The 18,449-nt window shown below is 67.0% G+C and carries 15 protein-coding genes; 12 read left to right on the plus strand and 3 right to left on the minus strand.

Going from position 1 to position 18,449, the window contains the following annotated elements; genetic code table 11:
* Positions 1-287: 287 nt before the first annotated feature.
* Genes pdsR through ACO2Q2_RS07515 form a run of 3 tightly spaced genes read left to right on the plus strand, consistent with a single transcriptional unit; the run spans position 288 to position 3,590 of the window.
* Positions 288-977 (plus strand): proteobacterial dedicated sortase system response regulator, encoded by a 690-nt coding sequence (gene pdsR / locus ACO2Q2_RS07505; protein ID WP_423255142.1) that lies wholly within the window; start codon positions 288-290, stop codon positions 975-977.
* Complete coding sequence (locus ACO2Q2_RS07510) at positions 974-1,546, plus strand: hypothetical protein (protein WP_423255143.1); 573 nt, start codon at positions 974-976, stop codon at positions 1,544-1,546. Before pdsR ends, ACO2Q2_RS07510 begins: the two co-directional genes overlap by 4 nt.
* 19 nt (positions 1,547-1,565) lie before the next feature.
* Entirely contained in the window at positions 1,566-3,590 is a 2,025-nt protein-coding gene (locus tag ACO2Q2_RS07515) for an ATP-binding protein (RefSeq protein WP_423255144.1), read from the plus strand.
* Here the strand turns inward: ACO2Q2_RS07515 and ACO2Q2_RS07520 are convergent.
* From ACO2Q2_RS07520 to ACO2Q2_RS07530, 3 genes are all read right to left on the minus strand, one after another.
* Positions 3,585-4,850 (minus strand): energy transducer TonB, encoded by a 1,266-nt coding sequence (locus ACO2Q2_RS07520; RefSeq protein ID WP_423255145.1) that lies wholly within the window; start codon positions 4,848-4,850, stop codon positions 3,585-3,587. The two genes, ACO2Q2_RS07515 and ACO2Q2_RS07520, sit on opposite strands and share 6 nt — an antisense overlap.
* A 94-nt stretch (positions 4,851-4,944) precedes the next feature.
* Positions 4,945-5,631 carry a pilin gene (locus tag ACO2Q2_RS07525; RefSeq protein WP_423255146.1) on the minus strand — a complete coding sequence of 229 codons (687 nt, stop codon included), beginning with the start codon at positions 5,629-5,631 and terminating at the stop codon, positions 4,945-4,947.
* A gap of 11 nt (positions 5,632-5,642) precedes the next feature.
* Positions 5,643-6,089 carry a DUF4339 domain-containing protein gene (locus ACO2Q2_RS07530; protein WP_423255147.1) on the minus strand — a complete coding sequence of 149 codons (447 nt, stop codon included), beginning with the start codon at positions 6,087-6,089 and terminating at the stop codon, positions 5,643-5,645.
* Between the two features lie 274 nt (positions 6,090-6,363).
* On the opposite strand from ACO2Q2_RS07530, the gene trpE reads away from it, so the two are divergent.
* The 9 genes from trpE to ACO2Q2_RS07575 all read left to right on the plus strand — a co-directional run bounded on the left by trpE (position 6,364) and on the right by ACO2Q2_RS07575 (position 18,389).
* The gene (trpE, locus tag ACO2Q2_RS07535) at positions 6,364-7,839 is read left to right on the plus strand and encodes an anthranilate synthase component I (protein ID WP_423255148.1); all 1,476 of its coding nucleotides are present in this window, start codon (positions 6,364-6,366) and stop codon (positions 7,837-7,839) included.
* A gap of 64 nt (positions 7,840-7,903) precedes the next feature.
* The gene (locus tag ACO2Q2_RS07540; protein WP_423255149.1) at positions 7,904-9,655 is read left to right on the plus strand and encodes a DUF6880 family protein; all 1,752 of its coding nucleotides are present in this window, start codon (positions 7,904-7,906) and stop codon (positions 9,653-9,655) included.
* Between the two features lie 263 nt (positions 9,656-9,918).
* Positions 9,919-11,121, plus strand: coding sequence for an ATP-binding protein (locus ACO2Q2_RS07545; RefSeq protein WP_423255150.1), 1,203 nt, complete (start codon positions 9,919-9,921; stop codon positions 11,119-11,121).
* Positions 11,118-12,131: a ParA family protein gene (locus ACO2Q2_RS07550; RefSeq protein ID WP_423255151.1), complete on the plus strand. Its 1,014-nt coding sequence runs from the start codon at positions 11,118-11,120 to the stop codon at positions 12,129-12,131. The genes ACO2Q2_RS07545 and ACO2Q2_RS07550 overlap by 4 nt, the downstream gene beginning before the upstream one ends.
* Positions 12,131-13,849: a site-specific DNA-methyltransferase gene (locus tag ACO2Q2_RS07555; RefSeq protein ID WP_423255152.1), complete on the plus strand. Its 1,719-nt coding sequence runs from the start codon at positions 12,131-12,133 to the stop codon at positions 13,847-13,849. The genes ACO2Q2_RS07550 and ACO2Q2_RS07555 overlap by 1 nt, the downstream gene beginning before the upstream one ends.
* A complete protein-coding gene (locus ACO2Q2_RS07560; RefSeq protein WP_423255153.1) occupies positions 13,846-14,907 on the plus strand; it encodes a virulence RhuM family protein in 1,062 nt (353 codons plus the stop codon). The genes ACO2Q2_RS07555 and ACO2Q2_RS07560 overlap by 4 nt, the downstream gene beginning before the upstream one ends.
* Positions 14,904-17,600: a DEAD/DEAH box helicase family protein gene (locus ACO2Q2_RS07565; protein ID WP_423255154.1), complete on the plus strand. Its 2,697-nt coding sequence runs from the start codon at positions 14,904-14,906 to the stop codon at positions 17,598-17,600. The genes ACO2Q2_RS07560 and ACO2Q2_RS07565 overlap by 4 nt, the downstream gene beginning before the upstream one ends.
* Before the next feature lie 44 nt (positions 17,601-17,644).
* A complete protein-coding gene (locus ACO2Q2_RS07570; protein ID WP_423255155.1) occupies positions 17,645-17,863 on the plus strand; it encodes a hypothetical protein in 219 nt (72 codons plus the stop codon).
* 127 nt (positions 17,864-17,990) lie between these two features.
* Positions 17,991-18,389: a hypothetical protein gene (locus ACO2Q2_RS07575; protein ID WP_423255156.1), complete on the plus strand. Its 399-nt coding sequence runs from the start codon at positions 17,991-17,993 to the stop codon at positions 18,387-18,389.
* The last annotated feature ends 60 nt before the right edge of the window (positions 18,390-18,449 follow it).

Raw genomic sequence — 18,449 nt, forward strand, 5'->3', positions numbered from 1 at the left:
CAGCAGGGCGCCGATCGCCAGCACCACGCGCAGCGGTTCGAAGCCGTGCAGTTCGGCATGGCGGTCGGTGTCGTCGGTGGTACTGCGGGCCATTGGTGAAACTCCTCGGGGTTGCGGGCGGTGAGGGTCATCAGGCGCCCGGCGTCGGCGTGGCGCGCGACGCAAAGGAGCCCATGCGGCGACGGCTTCGGGCAAATCACGGGCAGGCGGCCGAACCGGCTTGCGCCGGTCCTGCGCGCATAGCACGCTGCACGCCATCCACTCATGCCAGCAAGGAAGTCGATCCCATGGGCCGCAGCATCGCCATCGTCGAAGACGAACCGCTGATCCGCGCCAACTACGTCGAGGCGCTCAACCGCTTCGGCTACGACACCCGCGGCTACGGCTCGCGGCAGGAGGCGTCGAGCGCGTTCGCGATGCGCCTGCCGGAGCTGGTGATCATCGACATCGGGCTGGGCGACGAGCCGGAGGGCGGCTTCGACCTGTGCCGCGAGCTGCGCGCGAAGGCGCCGACGCTGCCGATCATCTTCCTCACCGCGCGCGACTCGGATTTCGACGTGATCTCCGGCCTGCGCCTGGGCGCGGACGACTACCTCAGCAAGGACACCAGCCTGCACCAGCTGGCCGCGCGCATCGCCGCGCTGTTCCGCCGCATCGCCTCGATGCAGGCCCCGACGGCCAGCGAGACGGTGATCGAGCACGGCCCGCTCAAGCTCGAATCCGAGCGCATGCGGATCACCTGGAACGGCGAGGAAATTCCGCTCACCGTCACCGAGTTCTGGATGGTGCACACGCTGGTGCGCTTCCCCGGCCACGTGAAGAATCGCGACCAGCTGATGCGCGAAGCCGAGCTGGTGGTCGACGACGCCACCATCACCTCGCACATCAAGCGCATCCGCAAGAAGTTCATCGCGGTGGCGCCGGAGTTCGACGCGATCGAGACCGTGCACGGCGTGGGCTACCGGTGGAAGCCGTGAGATCCACCCTGCTTGCGTTACTGCTCCTGCTCGCCGCCACGCAGGCGCGTGCCGGTGAACCCATCGTGGCCAGCGGTGCACGCGATGGCGCGACGCCCGCGTGGACCATCACCGGCACCGCGCCCGACGGCTGGACTGCCGATTGCTGCACCTACGCCCGCGCCATCGGCGTCGATGTGGTCGTCTACCGGGGCGAGTGGACCGGCGAACCGCAGCGCGTGATGGTGCTCAACGTCTGGCCGGCCAAGCTGCCCTCGCTGCAGGCGGAACTCGCCGCCGACCGCACGCGCTACCACCAGCGCGATCCGGCCGGTCGCGATGCCACGGTGGCGATCGCCCAGCCGCACATGCGTTGCCTCGCCAACGTTTACGAAGGCAGCGACCACCTCGACGACATGGTCGTGTTCTGCGATCCGGGCCAGGCCAGCGGCGTGCGGCTGAGCTGGTCGATGACGCTGGCCGCCAACGAGCCGCAGCGCCGCCCGCTGCTCGATGCGCTGCTGCGCGTGGTGGCCGGCACCGCCCATCGCCGCGGCGCCACCGCGCTGCCGGCTCCCGCGCAACCCTGATGCGGCGCGTTCCCGCGCCATGAGCCTGCGCCGCAAGCTGCTGCTGGTCGCGCTGTGCACGCTGGCGCTGCCGGTGGCCGGCTGGCTGTACGTGCGGCAGATGGAAAACCTGCTGCGCGACGGCCAGGCGCAGGCGCTCACCGCCTCGGCGCGCGCCGTGGCGCGCAGCCTGGTGGTCACCGGCGCGGCGCTGCCAGATGCCCGCCAGGGCTGGTACGTGCAGAACGCCGACACGCCGATCACCGTCGACGGCTACGGTGACGACTGGGCGCCGCTCACGCCGTGGAGCGAGCCGGTGGGCACGCGCGGCAAGCTGCTGCTGGCGCGCGACGCCAACTGGCTCTACCTGTGGCTGGACGTGCGCGACAGCCGCCGCACCCGCGCCGAGGCCGACGATCCGCTGGTGCTGCGTGCCGACCACGTGGTGCTCACCCTGGTGCGCGGGACAGCGCGGCGCCGCTACCTGCTGGCCAGCGCCGCGCCCGGTCCGATCACGGCCCGCCCGCTGGACCCACCGGTCGACGGCCTGCCCGACCTGCTCACCGCGCAGTGGCAGGAGGACGGCAGCGGCTATCGCATCGAGCTGCGCGTGCCGCGCGCGGCCGGTATCAGTGCGCTGGGCGTGGGCGTGTTCGATCCGGCCGACGGTGGCGATCCGCTCGCCGTCGAGCAGCGGCCGCTGCTGGCCTGTTCGGACGCACTGTCGGCGGAACTGGCGCAACTGACGCCCGACGACGTGCACGCCCGCGTGCTGTCGCCCGGCGGCTGGCTGCTGGCGCAGAGCGGACGGCGCGATGCGGATCGCCGCCAGGGTCCCCAGCCGGGCTGGTTCGCCGCGCTGATCTACCGCGCGCTGCTGGCCGACCGCGTGCAGGCCTCGCAGCCGTGGATGCAGGACGCGCCGCGCCTGCGCACCGACGAGGTCACCCGGGCGCGCCACGGCACGCCCGCCGCGGTGTGGCGCGACGGCGAGACGCGCGCCAGCGTGGTGCTCGACGCCGCCGTGCCGATCGAGCGGGGTGGCCAGGTGCGCGGCGTGCTGCTGCTGGAACAGGCCAGCCGGGCGGTGCCGCTGCTGGCCAATCGCGCGCTGTTCGGCCTGCTGCTCACCAGCTTCGCGGTGCTGCTGGTGGCCGGCGGCATCCTGCTCGCCTTCGCCACGCGGCTGAGCCTGCGCCTGGGCAAGCTGCGCGACGCCGCCGAGCGGGCGCAGGCGGCGGATGGCCGTCTGGACGGCCTGTTCCAGCGCGGGCGCTTTCCGATGACCGACGCGCCGGACGAAGTCGGCGACCTGGCGCGCAGCTTCGAGAAGCTGTTCGAGGCGGTCGGCGGCTATACCGACTACCTGCGCACGCTGGCCTCCAGACTGTCGCACGAACTCAACACGCCGCTGGCGATCGTCAAGTCCTCGCTGGACAACCTCGAGCACGCGCTCGATGCGGATGGCGGCGTGCCCGCGGATGCCGCGTCGTATCTCGCGCGCGCGCGCGACGGCACCGCCCGCCTCGGCGCGCTGGTGCGCGCGATGAGCGAGGCCAGCCGGATGGAGCGCGCGATCGCCGCCGCCGAGCCGGAAGATGTCGACCTGCGCGAGGTGCTGCGCGGCTGCGCCGAGTCCTATCGCGCGCTGGCCGGCACCCGGCGCTTCGAGAGCGTGCTGCCCGCCGCGCCGCTGCCGTTCCACGGCGCGCCGGAGCTGGTGGCGCAGGCGCTGGACAAGCTGTTCGACAACGCGCTTTCGTTCACCCCCGCCGACGGCTGGCTGCGGCTGGAACTGCGCGCGATCGATGGCGGCGCCGAGATCACCCTGGCCAACCAGGGACCGCTGCTGCCCGCGGCGATGCAGGCGCGATTGTTCGATTCGCTGGTGAGCCTGCGCGACAAGGCCACGCCGGGCGATGCGCCGCACCTGGGGCTGGGCCTGTACGTGGTGCGGCTGGTGGCCGAGCGCCACGGCGGCACGGCGCTGGCGCGCAACCTCGACGACGGCGGCGGCGTGGCGTTCACCCTGCAGCTGTTCGGCATGCCGCGCCCACGGCTATAGCGCCGGCCCATCCAGATGAAAGCGCACCGGCACGCGCGCCGTCGTCGTGGTCGCGCCACCGTCGGGGCGTAGCGCGCGGAAGCGCCACTGACGGGCGGAAGCCACCGCGGCGGCATCCAGCTCGGGGAATCCGCTCGACTTCGCCACCGCGACCTCGCGCGGCAGGCCGTCGGCGCCGATGGTGAGCATCAGCAGCACGGTGCCCTGGTGACGTTGCCGCAGCGCCTCCTCCGGATAGCGCGGCGGCGGCCGGCTGATGATCTCCACCGCCACCGGTGCGCTGATGGCGCCATAGGCCAGCACCCAGCCGCCATCGCCGCGCTGCAGGTGCGCCCGGTAGGTTTCGGGCTCGCCGCAGCCGCCGGTGCGCCCGTCGCAGCGGCGCAGGCTGTAGGTGAGCTGGCCCTGCCCATCGAGCGTGAAGTCGGTCAGCTGGGTGCGGCGCGGATCGATCGGCGCATCCATCGCGGTGCCGACGAAGGCGCCGTGGCGGAAGATATAGAGCTGCACCGCACCGGGCCGGCAGTGCCCGTCGCGTTGCAACACCGCCTCGGCCACGTAGTCATCGCCGCTGCGCTGCGCGCGGCCGGTCAGCGTGCGCTGGCCGCCGGCGAGCAGGAAGCGGTCTTCGTCGTTATGGGCGGCGCTGCCCTCCGGGCAGGAGGCCGTGCTCGCTGGGGCGGCAGCCGACAACGGCTGCAGTGGACGTGGAACGTAGCGCACCGGCGGCGCGGTGGCTGCCGGCGTCGCGGCGCGATGCTGGTGCCACAGCAACGCCAGCACCAGCACCGCGGCGATGCCGCCGAGCCAGGCGAAGGGGCGGCCGCGTCCACGCGGGGAACGACGAGGCAACGGCGGTGGCATGGCGCCAGGCCCCGGCAAGGGTGGCGGTGTGGCGGCGTGCGGCAGCGCCTGCCAACTGGCGTCGCCATCGTGGCGCCAGCGATCGCCGGCGCGGGCGTACAGATCACGCGCGCCGGCCGGCAGCGGGCCGAGCACGCGCTCGCCGCGCAGCAGCCAGATCAGCGTCTCCTCGTCGCGATGCACGCCCGCTTCGGTGCCCAGCGCCTTCAACTGACTGGCCTGGTCCTGCGCGGTGGCCTGGTCGAGGGTGCGCCGGATGATCAGTGGCGCGCGCTGCCACACCTTGTCGCGGAAGGCTTCCGGCGACATGCCGAAGGCGTCGGCCAGCCGCGCCTCGACGGCGCCGGCATCCGGATATGCGTACTCGCCGGTGAGAACCAAGCAGAACGTGTCCATGCCTCACGCATTCCTCGAAGGGATCGTCTGCAAGCTTACCCAAGCCCCCGCCGATCGTGCCGTTCGCCGCGGGTGCGCCATCAACGCGATATGTTCAGCCGCGACAGGCCAGCGGCAGATATCGCGGCTGGATCGTGGTGTCTGGTGTGTTGCAGTTCCACTGCACCTGTCCCTGCGCGTCACGGTATGGCACGAGCACCAGCACCCGGCCTCGCAGAGCCCGGTTCGCCTGCGGCGCGTCGTACGCGATCACTAACTTGCCCGCCTCCACGTTGATCGACGACACGTAGCGGTTATTCATCGACGCGGCCTCGTCGATGCCGGCGGCGGCGTTGTCCTGCGGCATATCGCCATGGTCGGCGTAGTAGGCGGCCACGGCCGCCTCGGCATCGCGAGCGACCGCGAATCCCTCGGCGACCTGTGCGCGCAGGACGTAGTCCTGGTAAGCCGGGATGGCGATGGCGGCGAGTATCGCGATGACTCCCGGGAACAGCCACAGCAGGTAGAAGACACCTTTCGGCGGTGAAGGGTCATCTCGACCGGTTTCCTTCCATCGCGCCAGCCAGCGTAGCTGTCCCTGCAGGTAGTACATGTTGAAGAAAAACAGGGTGACCCCGCCGATGTGGACGGTCGGCGTGCCCCGCCGAAAGCGATTCTCCAGCGAGCCGGCCATCGAAAAGTAGGCGACCAGATAAATCACCCAGTAGGCCAGCAGGAGCACCAGTCCAAGAGTTGAGAGACCCGCCGAAGCTCCCCGCGCCGGCGCCGCAGCAATAACCATGGCGTAGCCTGTCACGAAACAGCCGAGCGCCAGGCCGAGCAGCAGGTGGCATGGCTGTGACGATCGATCTTGCGCACCCAGTTCGACTGCACGAACGGCCAGATCACCCCGAACAGGCCCAGCGTGAGTATGGTGAATAGCAGTACAAGCCCCCAGTGCAGCGAAGGCGGCGAGGGCAGTTCAGCGCGCCGCTGTTCGTGCGTCGTAGCCGTGCCGGAGGCGTCGCCATTGGAAAAGCTTTTCGGCGGTGGAGGCGGCGCGCTGAACGGCGGCGGTGCCACTGCGGTCGCATCAGGGAACAGCTGCGCCAGCGGCCTCCACGCCGCCATCCCCTCGCGCCAGGCCAACGTGTCCGGGCCGAAGCGGCCCTCGCCGATCCACTGGCGCAAATTCGCCTCGGTGTAGGGTCCGTACTTCTGGCCGTCTTGGCCGATCCAGATATTCGCCTCGCTACTCACTGCCACACTCCTTTGTCGTGATGATCAAATGCCCGTGACGCCCGTGACGCCCATGACGGACGGATCTCTGGGGCGTGCGGGGTGCTCGCACATATGCGCTGTCGCGACGCCATGCCGGCGCCGGGCGGTTAAGAGCGGATGTGTCGTTTCCCCTGGATTTCTCCGAGGAGCCTAGGTCTGGACGTGCGCGTCCGCAACATCCGTCATCGATGCCCGTGGCGCGATGGGCTGCTATCTTGGCGCGGTTGTCTTTCCTGCCTGGATCGATCCCCCCGTGATTTCCCGAGACGAATTCGACGCGCTGGTGGCCCAGGGCCACACGCGCATTCCGCTGGTGCGCGAGGTGTTCTCCGACCTCGACACGCCGCTGTCGGTGTACCTGAAGCTGGCCGACGGCCCGTACACCTTCCTGTTCGAATCGGTCGAGGGCGGCGCCACCTGGGGACGCTATTCGATCATCGGCCTGCCGGCGCGCCGCGTGTATCGCCTGCGCGGCCACGAGCTGGAAGTGGAGGACGCCGGCGAAGTCACCGAGCGCCGCCACCTGGACGACCCGCTGGCCGAGATCGAGACACTCCGCCAGCAGTACGACGTGCCGCGGCTGCCGCAGCTGCCGGCCTTCTCGGGCGGCCTGGTCGGCTACTTCGGCTTCGAGACCATCGGCTACATCGAGCCGCGGCTGGCGCAGTGGGACCGACCCGACGAGCTGGGCACGCCCGACGTGCTGCTGATGCTGGCCGAGGAAGTGGCGGTGTTCGACAACCTCAAGGGCCGGCTGTACCTGATCGTGCACGCCGATCCGGCGCAGCCGCATGCCTACGCGCAGGCGCAGCGCCGGCTCGACGCGCTGGTCTACCGCCTGCGCCAGGGCGGCGCCTCGTATCCGCAACTCACGCAGTCGGTGGCGCTGGACGAGAGCGACTTCAAATCCTCCTTCACCAAGGCCGAGTTCGAGGCGATGGTGGAGAAGGCCAAGGAATACATCCGTGCCGGCGACATCTTCCAGGTGGTGCCCTCGCAGCGCCTCTCCGTGGGCTTCAACGCAAGGCCGGTGGACGTGTACCGCGCGCTGCGCGCGCTGAACCCGTCGCCGTACATGTACTTCGTCGACCTGGGCACCACGCAGATCGTCGGCTCCTCGCCGGAGATCCTGGCGCGGCTGAAGGACGGCAAGGTCGTCGTGCGCCCGCTCGCCGGCACCCGCAAGCGCGGCGCCACCGAGGAAGAGGACCGGGCGCTGGAAGCCGAGCTGCTGGCCGACCCGAAGGAGCGCGCCGAGCACGTCATGCTGATCGACCTGGGCCGCAACGACATCGGCCGCATCAGCGAAACCGGCACGGTGGAGGTCACCGACTCGTTCGCGATCGAGCGCTACTCGCACGTCATGCACATCGTCTCGCAGGTGCAGGGCACCGCGAGGCCGGGCCTCAGTTACATGGACGTGCTCAAGGCCACCTTCCCGGCCGGCACGCTCAGCGGTGCGCCGAAGATCCGCGCGCTGGAAATCATCCAGGAACTGGAGCCGGTCAAGCGCAACATCTACGCCGGCGCGATCGGCTGGATCGGCTGGTGGGGCGACGCCGACACCGCCATCGCCATCCGCACCGCGGTGATCCAGGACGGCCGCCTGCACGTGCAGGCTGGTGCAGGCATCGTCTACGACTCCGATCCGGCGTCGGAATGGGAGGAGACCATGAGCAAGGGCCGCGCGTTGTTCCGCGCCGTGGCGCAGGCGGCGAAGGGGTTGTGATGGCGATGGCGGCTTGTGAATGGGTACCTTGCCATTTGCTTTCCGGGAGTGGACAACCAGAACCATGCTCGATGATCTGATCTCGCGCGCGAGCCTCGAAGGCCTCGCCGGTCCCCGCGCATTCCGGTGCGGTGAGGAATATCTCGCGGTCGGCGCCGTCGGGCGCCTGCGGATCACCGGTGACAGTGTTGCCGCAAAGGTCGAGGGCACCACGACCTACCGGGTCGAACTGCGCGACGACGACGGTGCGCTGGCCTTCGACTGCAGCTGTCCGCACGCTGCCGATGGCTATTTCTGCAAGCATGGCGTGGCGCTGGGGCTGGCGTGGCTGGATCGGCCGGAGGCCGAGCGCAAGGCAGATGCCGCATCCGGCAGGAAGAGGCGGCGCGATCCCTGGCGCGACATCGAGCAGTACCTGTCCGCACAACCTGCGGACACCCTGATCGAACTGTTGCTGGACGTGGCGCGGCGCGACGACCGGCTGTACCAGTCCCTGCTGCTGAAGGCCGAGCGTGCCGGTGGCGGGCGCGGCAATGTGGCCAGGGCATTCCGCCGAGCGATTGACGAGGCGACGCGCATCCACGGTTTCGTCGACTGGCGCGAGGCGGGCACCTTTGCCGGCGACATGCAGCAGGTGGCCGAATCGATAGCGGAGCTGCTCAGGCCCGACACCGCCGCATTGCTGGTGGAACTGACGGAGTACGCGGTCGAGCGGCTCGAAAAATCCATGGAGCAGGTCGACGACTCGGACGGCGAGGTCGGCAACATCGTCCATGGACTGGGAGAACTGCATCTGCAGGCATGTCTCATGGCGATGCCCGACCCTGCTGCGTTGGCCGAACGCCTGTTTGCGCTGGAAACCACGCTGCCGTTCGGCGTCTGGAGTTTCGATGCGCTGACCTATCGCAATGTCCTGGGCGCGGCGGGGCTGCAACGGTACCGGGAAGTGGCACAGACGGCGTGGCGCAAGCTCAAGCCCCGCGATGCGCAGGATGCCTTCGATTCGAGCCGGTTCACGATCACCCGCATCATGGAACGCCTGGCCGAGGCCAGCGGCAATATCGAGGAGTTGGTGGCGATCAAGTCGAAGGATCTCTCCTGCGGCTATCGCTACCTGGAGATCGCCGAAATCTGGGCCAAGGCCAAACAGCCGGACAAGGCGCTGGAGTGGGCCGAGCGCGGTTTGCAGGCGTTCCCGGAGCGCCCCGACAACCGCCTGCGGGATTTTCTGGTGGCCTGCTACCTCAAGCGCAAGCGCAACGACGAAGCCCTGCAGCTGACCTGGATCCAGTTCGAAGAGCAGCCGGCGCTCGGCAACTACCAGAAGCTGCATGAGGTGGCTCGCAAGCTCCGCTGCTGGCCCGCGCAGCGTGAGCGGGCCCTGGCATGGGTAGCCGCGGCGGCATTGCGCGGGTCGAGCCATTCCAGTCACTGGCCGAGGGCGGCAACGCCCGACTACTCGCTGCGCATGGAAATCGCGCTATGGGAAAACGACCTCGATGCCGCATGGCAAGCCGCCCAGTCGGGGCCGTGCAACCGGAACCTGTTGATCGTATTGGCGGGCAAGCTCGAACCCACGCGCCCGGACGACGCCATCAGTCTGTATCGCCTGGTGATTCCCCCGATCGTCGAGCAGACCAACAATGCGGCCTATGCCGAAGCCATCATCTTGATCCGCAGGATGGGTGGCCTGATGAAGGCGCAGCGGCAGTCGGCGCCGTTTGGCGATTACCTGGCGGAATTGCGCGTGCGCTACAAGCCGAAGCGAAACTTCATCAAGCTGCTCGACGGGGTGATACGGAGCAGCGGCAGCTGATCATCGCGGCACCGACAGCGCGGGTGGCGCTTTCTGTCTTGATGTCTGCGCCATGCACCGGTTGATTGAACAGCGGAAAGATCGGGCGCGGCAACACGTTGTGGCGCGCTTGCCGTGGACCGCCGAGTGGAGCTGACGCAAGAGCTTTTTCGCGACAAGTAATGGCCCTTGATATCCCGAAGCGCGGCGATGCATGGCGCAAGCCACAGCCAGCCGCAGAGGCCTAGTATGGGAAGATCGAAGCCCCAGGCAGGATTGGAATCATGCGACTTTCAGACGAAGAACTCGAAGCCCTGCTGTCGGACATCGAATCGGACAGGGCGGAGCGCAAGGAAAGCGCCAAAGGGGACGCGCCGGAGAAGTTGCGGCAGGCCATTTGTGCCTTTGCCAATGACCTGCCCGGCCACCAGCGCGCTGGCGTGGCTTTTGTGGGGGTCAGGGACGACGGTAGCTCTGCTGGCTTGCCGATTACGGATGAGCTGCTGCGCACGCTCTCGGACATGCGTTCGGACGGAAATATCCAGCCGATGCCAACGATGAGCGTGGAAAAGCGCACTCTCCACGGGCATGACGTTGCCGTCATCACGGTACTTCCGTCAGATGCTCCACCGGTACGTTGCAAGGGGCGAACGTGGGTGCGCGTCGGGCCGCGGCGCGGCATCGCAACGGCGCAAGACGAACGAATCCTCAACGAACGTCGTCGCCATCGTCATCTGCCGTTCGACCTGCAGCCGGTTTCGTTCGCCACGCTGGCGGATCTCAACCGCGGCGTGTTCGAGAGCGAGTATTTGCCGGGCGCATTCTCGGCCGATGTGCTGGAGGCGAACCATCGCAGCTATGAAGAACGCCTCAGCGCCTGTCGCATGATCGAAGGCGTGGACAACCCCATTCCCACGGTGCTCGGCAGTCTGGTTATCGGCAACCGTCCCCGCGACCTGGTTCCGAGCGCTTATGTGCAGTTTCTGCGGATCGACGGCACCGGCCTGGATGATCCGATCATCGATGAGGCGGCCATCGACGGCCGTCTCGGCGAAGTGCTTGGGCGTATCGACGACAAGCTCAAGGCCCACATTTCGGTGCGGGTGAACATCGAGGCGGATACGGAAAGGCGTCAGGCCGATTACCCGCTGGCTGCACTCCAGCAGTTGGTTCGCAATGCGGTGATGCACCGCAGCTATGAAGCGACCAACGCCCCGATCAGGCTCACCTGGTTCAACGACCGCATCGAGATCGTCAATCCGGGCGGCCCCTACGGCATGGTGACGGAGGCCAACTTCGGCATGCCTGGCATGACCGATTACCGCAACCCTCATCTGGCTGAAGCCATGAAGGTGCTGGGTTATGTGCAACGCTTCGGGGTGGGCATCGCCACCGCGCGCCGACTGCTTGCGGCCAATGGCAACCCGGCACCCGAGTTTTCGCCCAGCGCGACTCATGTACTGGTGATCGTGCGGAGGGCTGCATGAGCATTCCCGTCCTGACGTTTTTCAACAACAAGGGCGGCGTCGGCAAGACCTCGCTGGTGTATCACCTGTCCGCCATGTTCGCCAACCTTGGTGTGCGCGTGCTGGCGGTGGATCTGGATCCGCAGGCCAACCTCACCGCGGCGTTTCTGGACGAAGACCGGCTCGCCGATCTTTGGAGCGAGGGTGCTGGCGTCTCAACCATCTATCGCAGCATCAAGCCGCTGACCGACGTTGGCGACTTCAAGCCTGTCGCCTACCAGCAGATGGAAGAGCGGCTCGCCCTGATACCGGGTGATCTGGGCCTGTCCAGTTTCGAGGATGAGTTGTCCGGCACCTGGACCCAGGCGTTGGGAGACCAGAACAAGGCCAGACCCTTTCGCATTCTCACGGCGTTCTGGCGCACGGCGCAGGAATCGGCCGCGCGCTTCCAGGCTGACCTGATCGCGTTCGATGTCGGCCCGAATCTGGGCGCGATCAATCGCGCGGCGCTGCTGGCCAGCAACCACGTCATCGTGCCCCTGGGCGCCGACCTGTTTTCCTTGCAGGGCCTGCGTAACCTTGGCCCCACTTTGCGCACCTGGCGCGCCGGCTGGGAAAAGCGCCGCAATGACTGGGCGGTGCCGGAGTTCGCGTTGCCGCCGGGCGACATGGTGCCCGTGGGCTACGTGGCCATGCGCCATGGGGTGCGGCTGACTCGGCCGGTCAAGGCGTATACGCGGTGGCTGGACCAGATTCCCGGTGAATTCCGGCACAGCGTTCTGGGCGAGGCGCCCGGTTTCATGCCGGTGCCACCCATCCAGAGCGATCCGTATTGCCTGGCCATGCTGAAGAACTACAACAGCCTGATGCCGCTGGGGCAGGAGGCGCGCAAGCCGATCTTCGCGCTGCGCTCCGCCGATGGAGCCATTGGCGCCCATGCCAATGCAGTGACCAACGCCTACGCGGACTTCAAGACACTTGCCACCGATATTGCCCAGCGAATCGGCCTGCAGGTTCCGGAAAAATATTGATGACCAAGCAAAAACTGGAGCTCACCTGGATCGGCAAGGAGAAGCGGCCGAAGCTGGAGCCGCGGATTCTGCTGGAGGAGTCGGAGCGGTCGTATCACGCGGCGCAGCGGGTGAGCGAGGGCGACCTGTTCGACAACCGGCTGATCTTCGGCGACAACCTGCTGGCGCTGAAGTCGCTGGAGCAGGAGTTTGCCGGCAAGGTGAAGTGTGTCTTCATCGATCCGCCGTACAACACGGGCAGCGCCTTCACGCACTACGACGACGGGCTGGAGCATTCGATCTGGCTGGGATTGATGCGTGATCGGCTGGAGATCATCCGGCGGCTTTTGTCGGAGGACGGGTCGTTGTGGATCACGATCGATGACAATGAAGCGCACTACCTCAAGGTGCTCTGCGACGAAGTGTTTGGTCGTGGCAACTTCATTTCTAATGTAGTTTGGCAAAAGACACTTACCAGACGTAATGACGCGCGCGCTCTTTCTGCTGCGCATGACCATGTGCTCGTTTACGCTAAAGTTTTTGAAAAGTTCATAGTAAACAAGCTTGATTCGAGCGATAAGCAGCGTGCGACCTATCAGAACCGCGACAACGATCCCCGTGGAGACTGGCTTCCGGTGCCGTTTCATGCACCGAACATTAGGCCAAATCTAACGTATGAAATTATCACGCCAGGGGGGCGCTCACTCTGGCCACCAAAGGGGAGGTGCTGGAGCACTACGAAAGAAAAATTCGAAGAGCTTGTTGCGGACAACCGGATTTACTTCGGCTTGGATGGTCGAGGTATGGCGCAGAGGAAAAAGTTTTGGAGCGAGTCGGAAAATAAAATTGTGCCCTGGACCTGGTGGGGTTATGAGGAGGCTGGCGATAACCGTGAAGCAAATCGTGAGGCCAAAGAGATTTCCGACCTGGCTAACATTGAATCAAAATTCGATACTCCAAAACCGGAGAAGCTTTTAAAGCTGGTCTTGGAGATAGCAACCAATCCCGGCGACCTCGTCCTCGACTCCTTCGCCGGCTCCGGCACGACCGGTGCAGTCGCCCACAAGATGGGCCGGCGGTGGATCATGGTCGAGCTGGGCGAGCACTGCCATACGCACATCATTCCGCGCCTGAAGAAGGTGATCGACGGCGAGGATCAGGGCGGCATCAGCAAGGCGGTGAACTGGCGCGGCGGCGGCGGCTTTCGCTACTACCGCGTGGCGCCGAGCCTGATCGTCAACGACCGCTGGGGCAATCCGGTGGTGAACCCCGCGTACAACGCCGCCCAGCTGGCCGAGGCGCTGTGCAAGCTGGAGGGCTTCACCTACGCGCCGTCGGAAACGCTGTGGTGGCAGCACGGCCATTCCAGCGAGCGGGACTTTATCTGCGTCACCACGCAGAACCTGTCCGCCGAGCAGCTGGAGGCGCTGGCGGAGGAGGTGGGTGCCGAGCGCAGCCTGCTGGTGTGTTGCGCGGCGTTCCATGGGGTGACGGCGGCCGCCGCGGTGGGGCGCTGGCCGAACCTCACGCTGAAGAAGATCCCCAGGATGGTGCTGAGCCGCTGTGAGTGGGGCCACGACGATTACAGCCTCAACGTGGCCAACCTGCCGCTGGCCGAGCCGGCGCCCGCGGCTACTCCTTCCGCGTCCGCGTCCGCGGACTCGGGTCGTCGCAGGAAGCGCGTGGCCGATACCGGGCCGGATCTGTTCGGCGATGCAACGGCCGAGGACGAGGCATGAGCGGCGAGGACGAAGAGACGCCGGCGTCCGAGCTGATCCTCTACCGCACCGAGGATGCACAGACGCGCATCCAGGTGCGGCTGGAGGGCGGTTCGGTGTGGCTCACCCAGGCGCAGATGGGCGAGCTGTTCGACACCTCGCCGCAGAACATCACCCTGCATCTGAAGGCGATCTTCGCCGAGGGCGAGCTGGACGAGGCGGCAACCTGTAAGGATTACTTACAAGTTCGTCAGGAGGGCGCGCGCCAGGTGTCGCGCCGCCTGCGGCACTACAACCTCGACGCCATCCTAGCCGTGGGTTATCGCGTGCGCTCGCCACGCGGCACCCAGTTCCGCCAGTGGGCCACGGCGCACCTGCGCGAGTTTCTGGTCAAGGGCTTCAGCATCGACGCCGAGCGCCTGAAGCGGGGCGAGGACGACGCCTACTTCGAGGATCTGCTGGCGACGATCCGGGACATCCGATCCTCGGAGAAGATGTTCTGGCGCAAGGTGCTGGAGATCTACGCCACCAGCGTGGACTACGACCCGTCCGCCGAGGCCAGCCAGCAGTTCTTCGCCACGGTGCAGAACAAGATGCACTGGGCCGCGCACGGGCATACCGCCGCCGAGCTGATCGTGGCGCGCGCCGATGGCGACAAGCCGAACAACGGCATGACCAACTGGGCCGGCAGCGCCCCGCGCAAGGCGGATGCGCGCGTGGCCAAGAGCTATTTGAATGCGGACGAGCTGGAGGCGTTGAACCGCATCGTCACGGCCTATCTGGAGTTTGCCGAGTTGCAGGCCATGAATCGCAAGCCGATGACCATGGCGGCCTGGATTGCCAAGCTGGACGACTTTCTGCGCCTGAGCGACCGGGACATCCTGACCCACGCCGGACGCATCAGCCACGAGCAGGCGCTGGAGTTCGCCGACACGCAATTCGAGCGCTTCCGCCAGCGCAGGATCAACGAGCCGTCGGCGGTGGAGCGTGACTTCGACGAGGCCACCAAAACGCTGGATACGCTGAAAAAAAGCCGCGGTGGAAAAGCGGGTGGCGGTGACAAGGGGAGCGAGGCATGAGCGCACGCGAGCAACACTACGTGGCGGGGCGCCTGTCGTTGCGGCCGCCGCAGGCCGAATCGCTGGCGCGGCTGGCGCAGGCGCTGGATGCGGCGCCCGGCATGCGTTCGCACGAGCGTGAACTGGATGTGGTGCTGGCGACGCTACGGGCGGAGTTCGCCACACTGGAGGATTTCGAGCGCGACTTCCCTTCGCTGTGCTTCGCGCTGGCCACCGGCGTGGGCAAGACCCGGTTGATGGGCGCCTTCGTCGCCTACCTGCACCTGGCTTATGGCATCGACAACTTCTTCGTGCTGGCGCCCAACCTCACGATCTACAACAAGCTGATCGCGGACTTCACCCCGAATACGCCCAAGTACGTGTTCAAGGGCATCGCCGAGTTCGCCCAGCAGTCGCCGGAGATCATCACCGGCGACAACTACGAGGAGCGCGGCAGCTCGCTGGGCCTGCTGTCGCCGGTGACCATCAACATCTTCAACATCTCCAAGATCAACTCGGAGGTGCGCGGCGGCAAGGAGCCGCGCATCAAGCGCATGCGCGAGGTGCTGGGCGACAGCTACTTCAACTATCTGGCCGGGCTGGACGACCTGGTGATGCTGATGGACGAGTCGCACCGCTACCGCGCCAGCGCAGGCGTGCGCTCCATCAACGAGCTCAAGCCCTTGTTCGGCCTGGAGCTCACCGCGACGCCATTCGTGGAGTCCAGCCGCGGGCCGGTGCCGTTCAGGAACGTGGTGATGGATTACCCGCTGGCACGGGCGATGGATGACGGTTTCGTCAAGGAGCCCGCGGCCGTCACCCAGCGTAATTTCGATGCGCGGGCGCACACGCCCGACGAGATCGAGAAGATCAAGCTGGAAGACGGTGTGCGCCTGCACGAGGCGACCAAGGTGGAGTTGCTGACCTACGCGCGCGAGAACGACGTGCCGGTGGTCAAGCCGTTCGTGCTGGTGATCGCCCGCGACACCACCCACGCCGGCCAGCTGCTGGCGCTGCTGGAATCGGCGGCGTTCTTCGAGGGCCGCTACGCGGGCAAGGTGATCCAGGTCGACTCCAGCAAGTCCGGCAAGGACGAGGAGGAAATGATCGCCCGGCTGCTGGCGGTGGAGAGCGTGGACGAGCCGACCGAGATCGTGATCCACGTGAACATGCTCAAGGAAGGCTGGGACGTCACCAACCTGTACACCATCGTGCCGCTGCGCGCGGCCAATGCCCGCACGCTGATCGAGCAGTCGATCGGTCGCGGCCTGCGCCTGCCGTACGGCAAGCGCACCGGTGTGGCGGCGGTGGACCGGCTCAATATCGTGGCGCACGACAAGTTTCAGGAGATCATCGACGAGGCCAATCGCGGCGACTCGCCCATCCGCCTGAAGCAGCTGATTCTGGACGCGCCGGACCGGGACGAGCGCAAGACCAGCGTGCAGGTGCCCGCCAGTGTCGACGAGCGGCTGGGGCTGGTCGAACCCGCGATTCAGCCTGCGGCGATGAACGGCGACAGGCGCGTCGTGCCCACGCAGCCGCTATTCACTACCGAGCCGGAGCGCCGGGCGGCGCGCATGGTGATGGACGTGATCGGCACCTATGAAGTGCGCAGCGCCGAGGTGCCCACCCGCGGCGCGTTGATGCAGGCGGACGTGCAGCGGGAGATTGCGGCGCAGGTGGCCGAGCGGCTGAAGCCGATGCAGTCCTCGCTGCTGCCGGAGCCGGCCATCGACCTGTCCGATGTGGTGGCCAGGACGACGCGGCTGCTGATTGACCAGACCATCGACATCCCGCGGATCGCGGTGGTGCCGAAGGGCGAGGTCGGCACCGGCTTCCACCCGTTTGTATTGGACGTCGCCTCGCTGCATCTGCAGCCGAGCGAGCGCGAGATCGTGATCCAGAACCTGCACACCCATGCGCAGGAAACCATGGCGGCCGAGCAGGGCTTTCACGAAGAGCGGCTGGAGGACTACATCGTCCACGCGCTGGTCGATTACGACGACATCGACTACGAGGCTCATGCCGACCTGTTGTACGAGCTGGCCGGACAGATGGTGCGGCACCTGTCGAGTTACCTGTCGGAGTCCGAGGCGCGCAGCGTGCTCAACGGCAGCCGCAAGCTGATCGCTCGCGAGATCCATGCGCAGATGCAGCAGCACTTCTGGACGCGGGCCACCTCGTACGAGGTGCAGGTGAGCCGTGGCTTCACCGGGCTGCGCCCCAGCACCTACACCGTCGCCGAAAACCAGCCGGTGCTCCACTTCCGCGAAGCACCGAAGGAGGTGGGGCGGATCAAGCAACTGCTGTTCGGCGGCTTTACCCGCTGCCTGTACCCGCTGCAGAGATTCGATTCGGATACCGAGCGGCGCTTCGCCGTGATTCTGGAGCGCGATGCGCTGAAGTGGTTCAAGCCGGCGAAGCGGCAGTTCCAGATCTACTACAAGCAGGGCATCGAACAGCCCGAGTACGTGCCGGACTTCGCGGCGGAGATGGGCGATGCCATCTTCATGGTGGAAACCAAGGCCCGCGATGACATCACCCTGGACGAGGTGAAGGCCAAGGCCGAGGCCGGTTCCCGCTGGTGCCGTCATGCGTCCGAATACGCTGTGCAGGTGGGTTCCAAGCCTTGGCGCTACCTGCTGATTCCGCACGACGAGGTGGTCGAGTCGAAGCGGTGGGGGGACTATCTGCGTTACCAGGTGAACTCGTGAGACGTCGGTCGCCAAACCATTGGATGAGGCGCGCGGGAGCCGGCATGGCTCTGGCCGCTGCCGGCGTTGCTGTGTGTGCGGCAACTCCAGCCGCCACCTTCGTCTGGCCCGACACCGCGCTCGCCCGCACCGAGGCGCTGGCCCTGCTGCAGACCCTCAACGCCGACCTGCTCAGTCACGACAGCGCCACGCTGACGCTGGAGCGCTGGTGCGGCGCGCACGGCATGGCCTCGACGGCGACGGCCGCCCGTTCAGCGCGCTGATCGAGACCTATACCGAGCAGGTGCTGGCGTTCGCTCCGCCGCGCGCGGCACCCTAAAGCCGGCGCGTTCCCGGCCGCTATCGGAGAGCCTTCCGCGGAGTCTCCGCACCGCATCGCCAGGGACCGCCATGAACGAACCCGACCTCAGCCAACTGCCGTACCGCCGTCCGCCGATAACGCGCGGGATCGATCCCCAGCGCATGAACTGGCTGTGGCGGCTGATCTGCGAGCTGGGCGCGATCGATGCGCGGGAAGTGATGGAGGCGCTGCACGCCGTTCGGGTGCCGGTGGACCTGCGCCGGGTGAAGAGCTGGACGGTGAGCGATCGCGAGGCCTCGTTCTTCCCCATCACGCTGGCCGAGCTGGAACGCAACCTGCGCTCGGTGCTGGCGCTGCGCCTGGCCCGGCGCGAGGCGCAGACGCAGCTGGAGCATGCGTCCGACGGACCGGTTGCCGCGCCGCCGGCGAGCGGTGGCGCGGATGCGCCGCCCGCCGACCCCGTCGACCCCGCGCAGCTCGATTGGTGATCCATCGCTGATCGCCGCGCGTCGCAATCCCTGCGATGCGTCCCGGGTGTGCTGTGCGCC

It is taken from the genome of Dyella sp. KRB-257 (assembly GCF_049445995.1).
Taxonomy (GTDB): domain Bacteria; phylum Pseudomonadota; class Gammaproteobacteria; order Xanthomonadales; family Rhodanobacteraceae; genus Dyella_A.

What these genes read in the sequence shown, in the direction of transcription:
- pdsR (WP_423255142.1), top strand. Translation starts at nt 288, where the DNA reads ATGGGCCGCAGCATCGCCATCGTCGAAGACGAACCGCTGATCCGCGCC.
- ACO2Q2_RS07515 (WP_423255144.1), top strand. Translation starts at nt 1,566, where the DNA reads ATGAGCCTGCGCCGCAAGCTGCTGCTGGTCGCGCTGTGCACGCTGGCG.
- ACO2Q2_RS07520 (WP_423255145.1), bottom strand. Translation starts at nt 4,850, where the DNA reads ATGGACACGTTCTGCTTGGTTCTCACCGGCGAGTACGCATATCCGGAT.
- ACO2Q2_RS07525 (WP_423255146.1), bottom strand. Translation starts at nt 5,631, where the DNA reads ATGGTTATTGCTGCGGCGCCGGCGCGGGGAGCTTCGGCGGGTCTCTCA.
- ACO2Q2_RS07540 (WP_423255149.1), top strand. Translation starts at nt 7,904, where the DNA reads ATGCTCGATGATCTGATCTCGCGCGCGAGCCTCGAAGGCCTCGCCGGT.
- ACO2Q2_RS07545 (WP_423255150.1), top strand. Translation starts at nt 9,919, where the DNA reads ATGCGACTTTCAGACGAAGAACTCGAAGCCCTGCTGTCGGACATCGAA.
- ACO2Q2_RS07550 (WP_423255151.1), top strand. Translation starts at nt 11,118, where the DNA reads ATGAGCATTCCCGTCCTGACGTTTTTCAACAACAAGGGCGGCGTCGGC.
- ACO2Q2_RS07555 (WP_423255152.1), top strand. Translation starts at nt 12,131, where the DNA reads ATGACCAAGCAAAAACTGGAGCTCACCTGGATCGGCAAGGAGAAGCGG.
- ACO2Q2_RS07560 (WP_423255153.1), top strand. Translation starts at nt 13,846, where the DNA reads ATGAGCGGCGAGGACGAAGAGACGCCGGCGTCCGAGCTGATCCTCTAC.
- ACO2Q2_RS07565 (WP_423255154.1), top strand. Translation starts at nt 14,904, where the DNA reads ATGAGCGCACGCGAGCAACACTACGTGGCGGGGCGCCTGTCGTTGCGG.
- ACO2Q2_RS07570 (WP_423255155.1), top strand. Translation starts at nt 17,645, where the DNA reads ATGGCTCTGGCCGCTGCCGGCGTTGCTGTGTGTGCGGCAACTCCAGCC.
- ACO2Q2_RS07575 (WP_423255156.1), top strand. Translation starts at nt 17,991, where the DNA reads ATGAACGAACCCGACCTCAGCCAACTGCCGTACCGCCGTCCGCCGATA.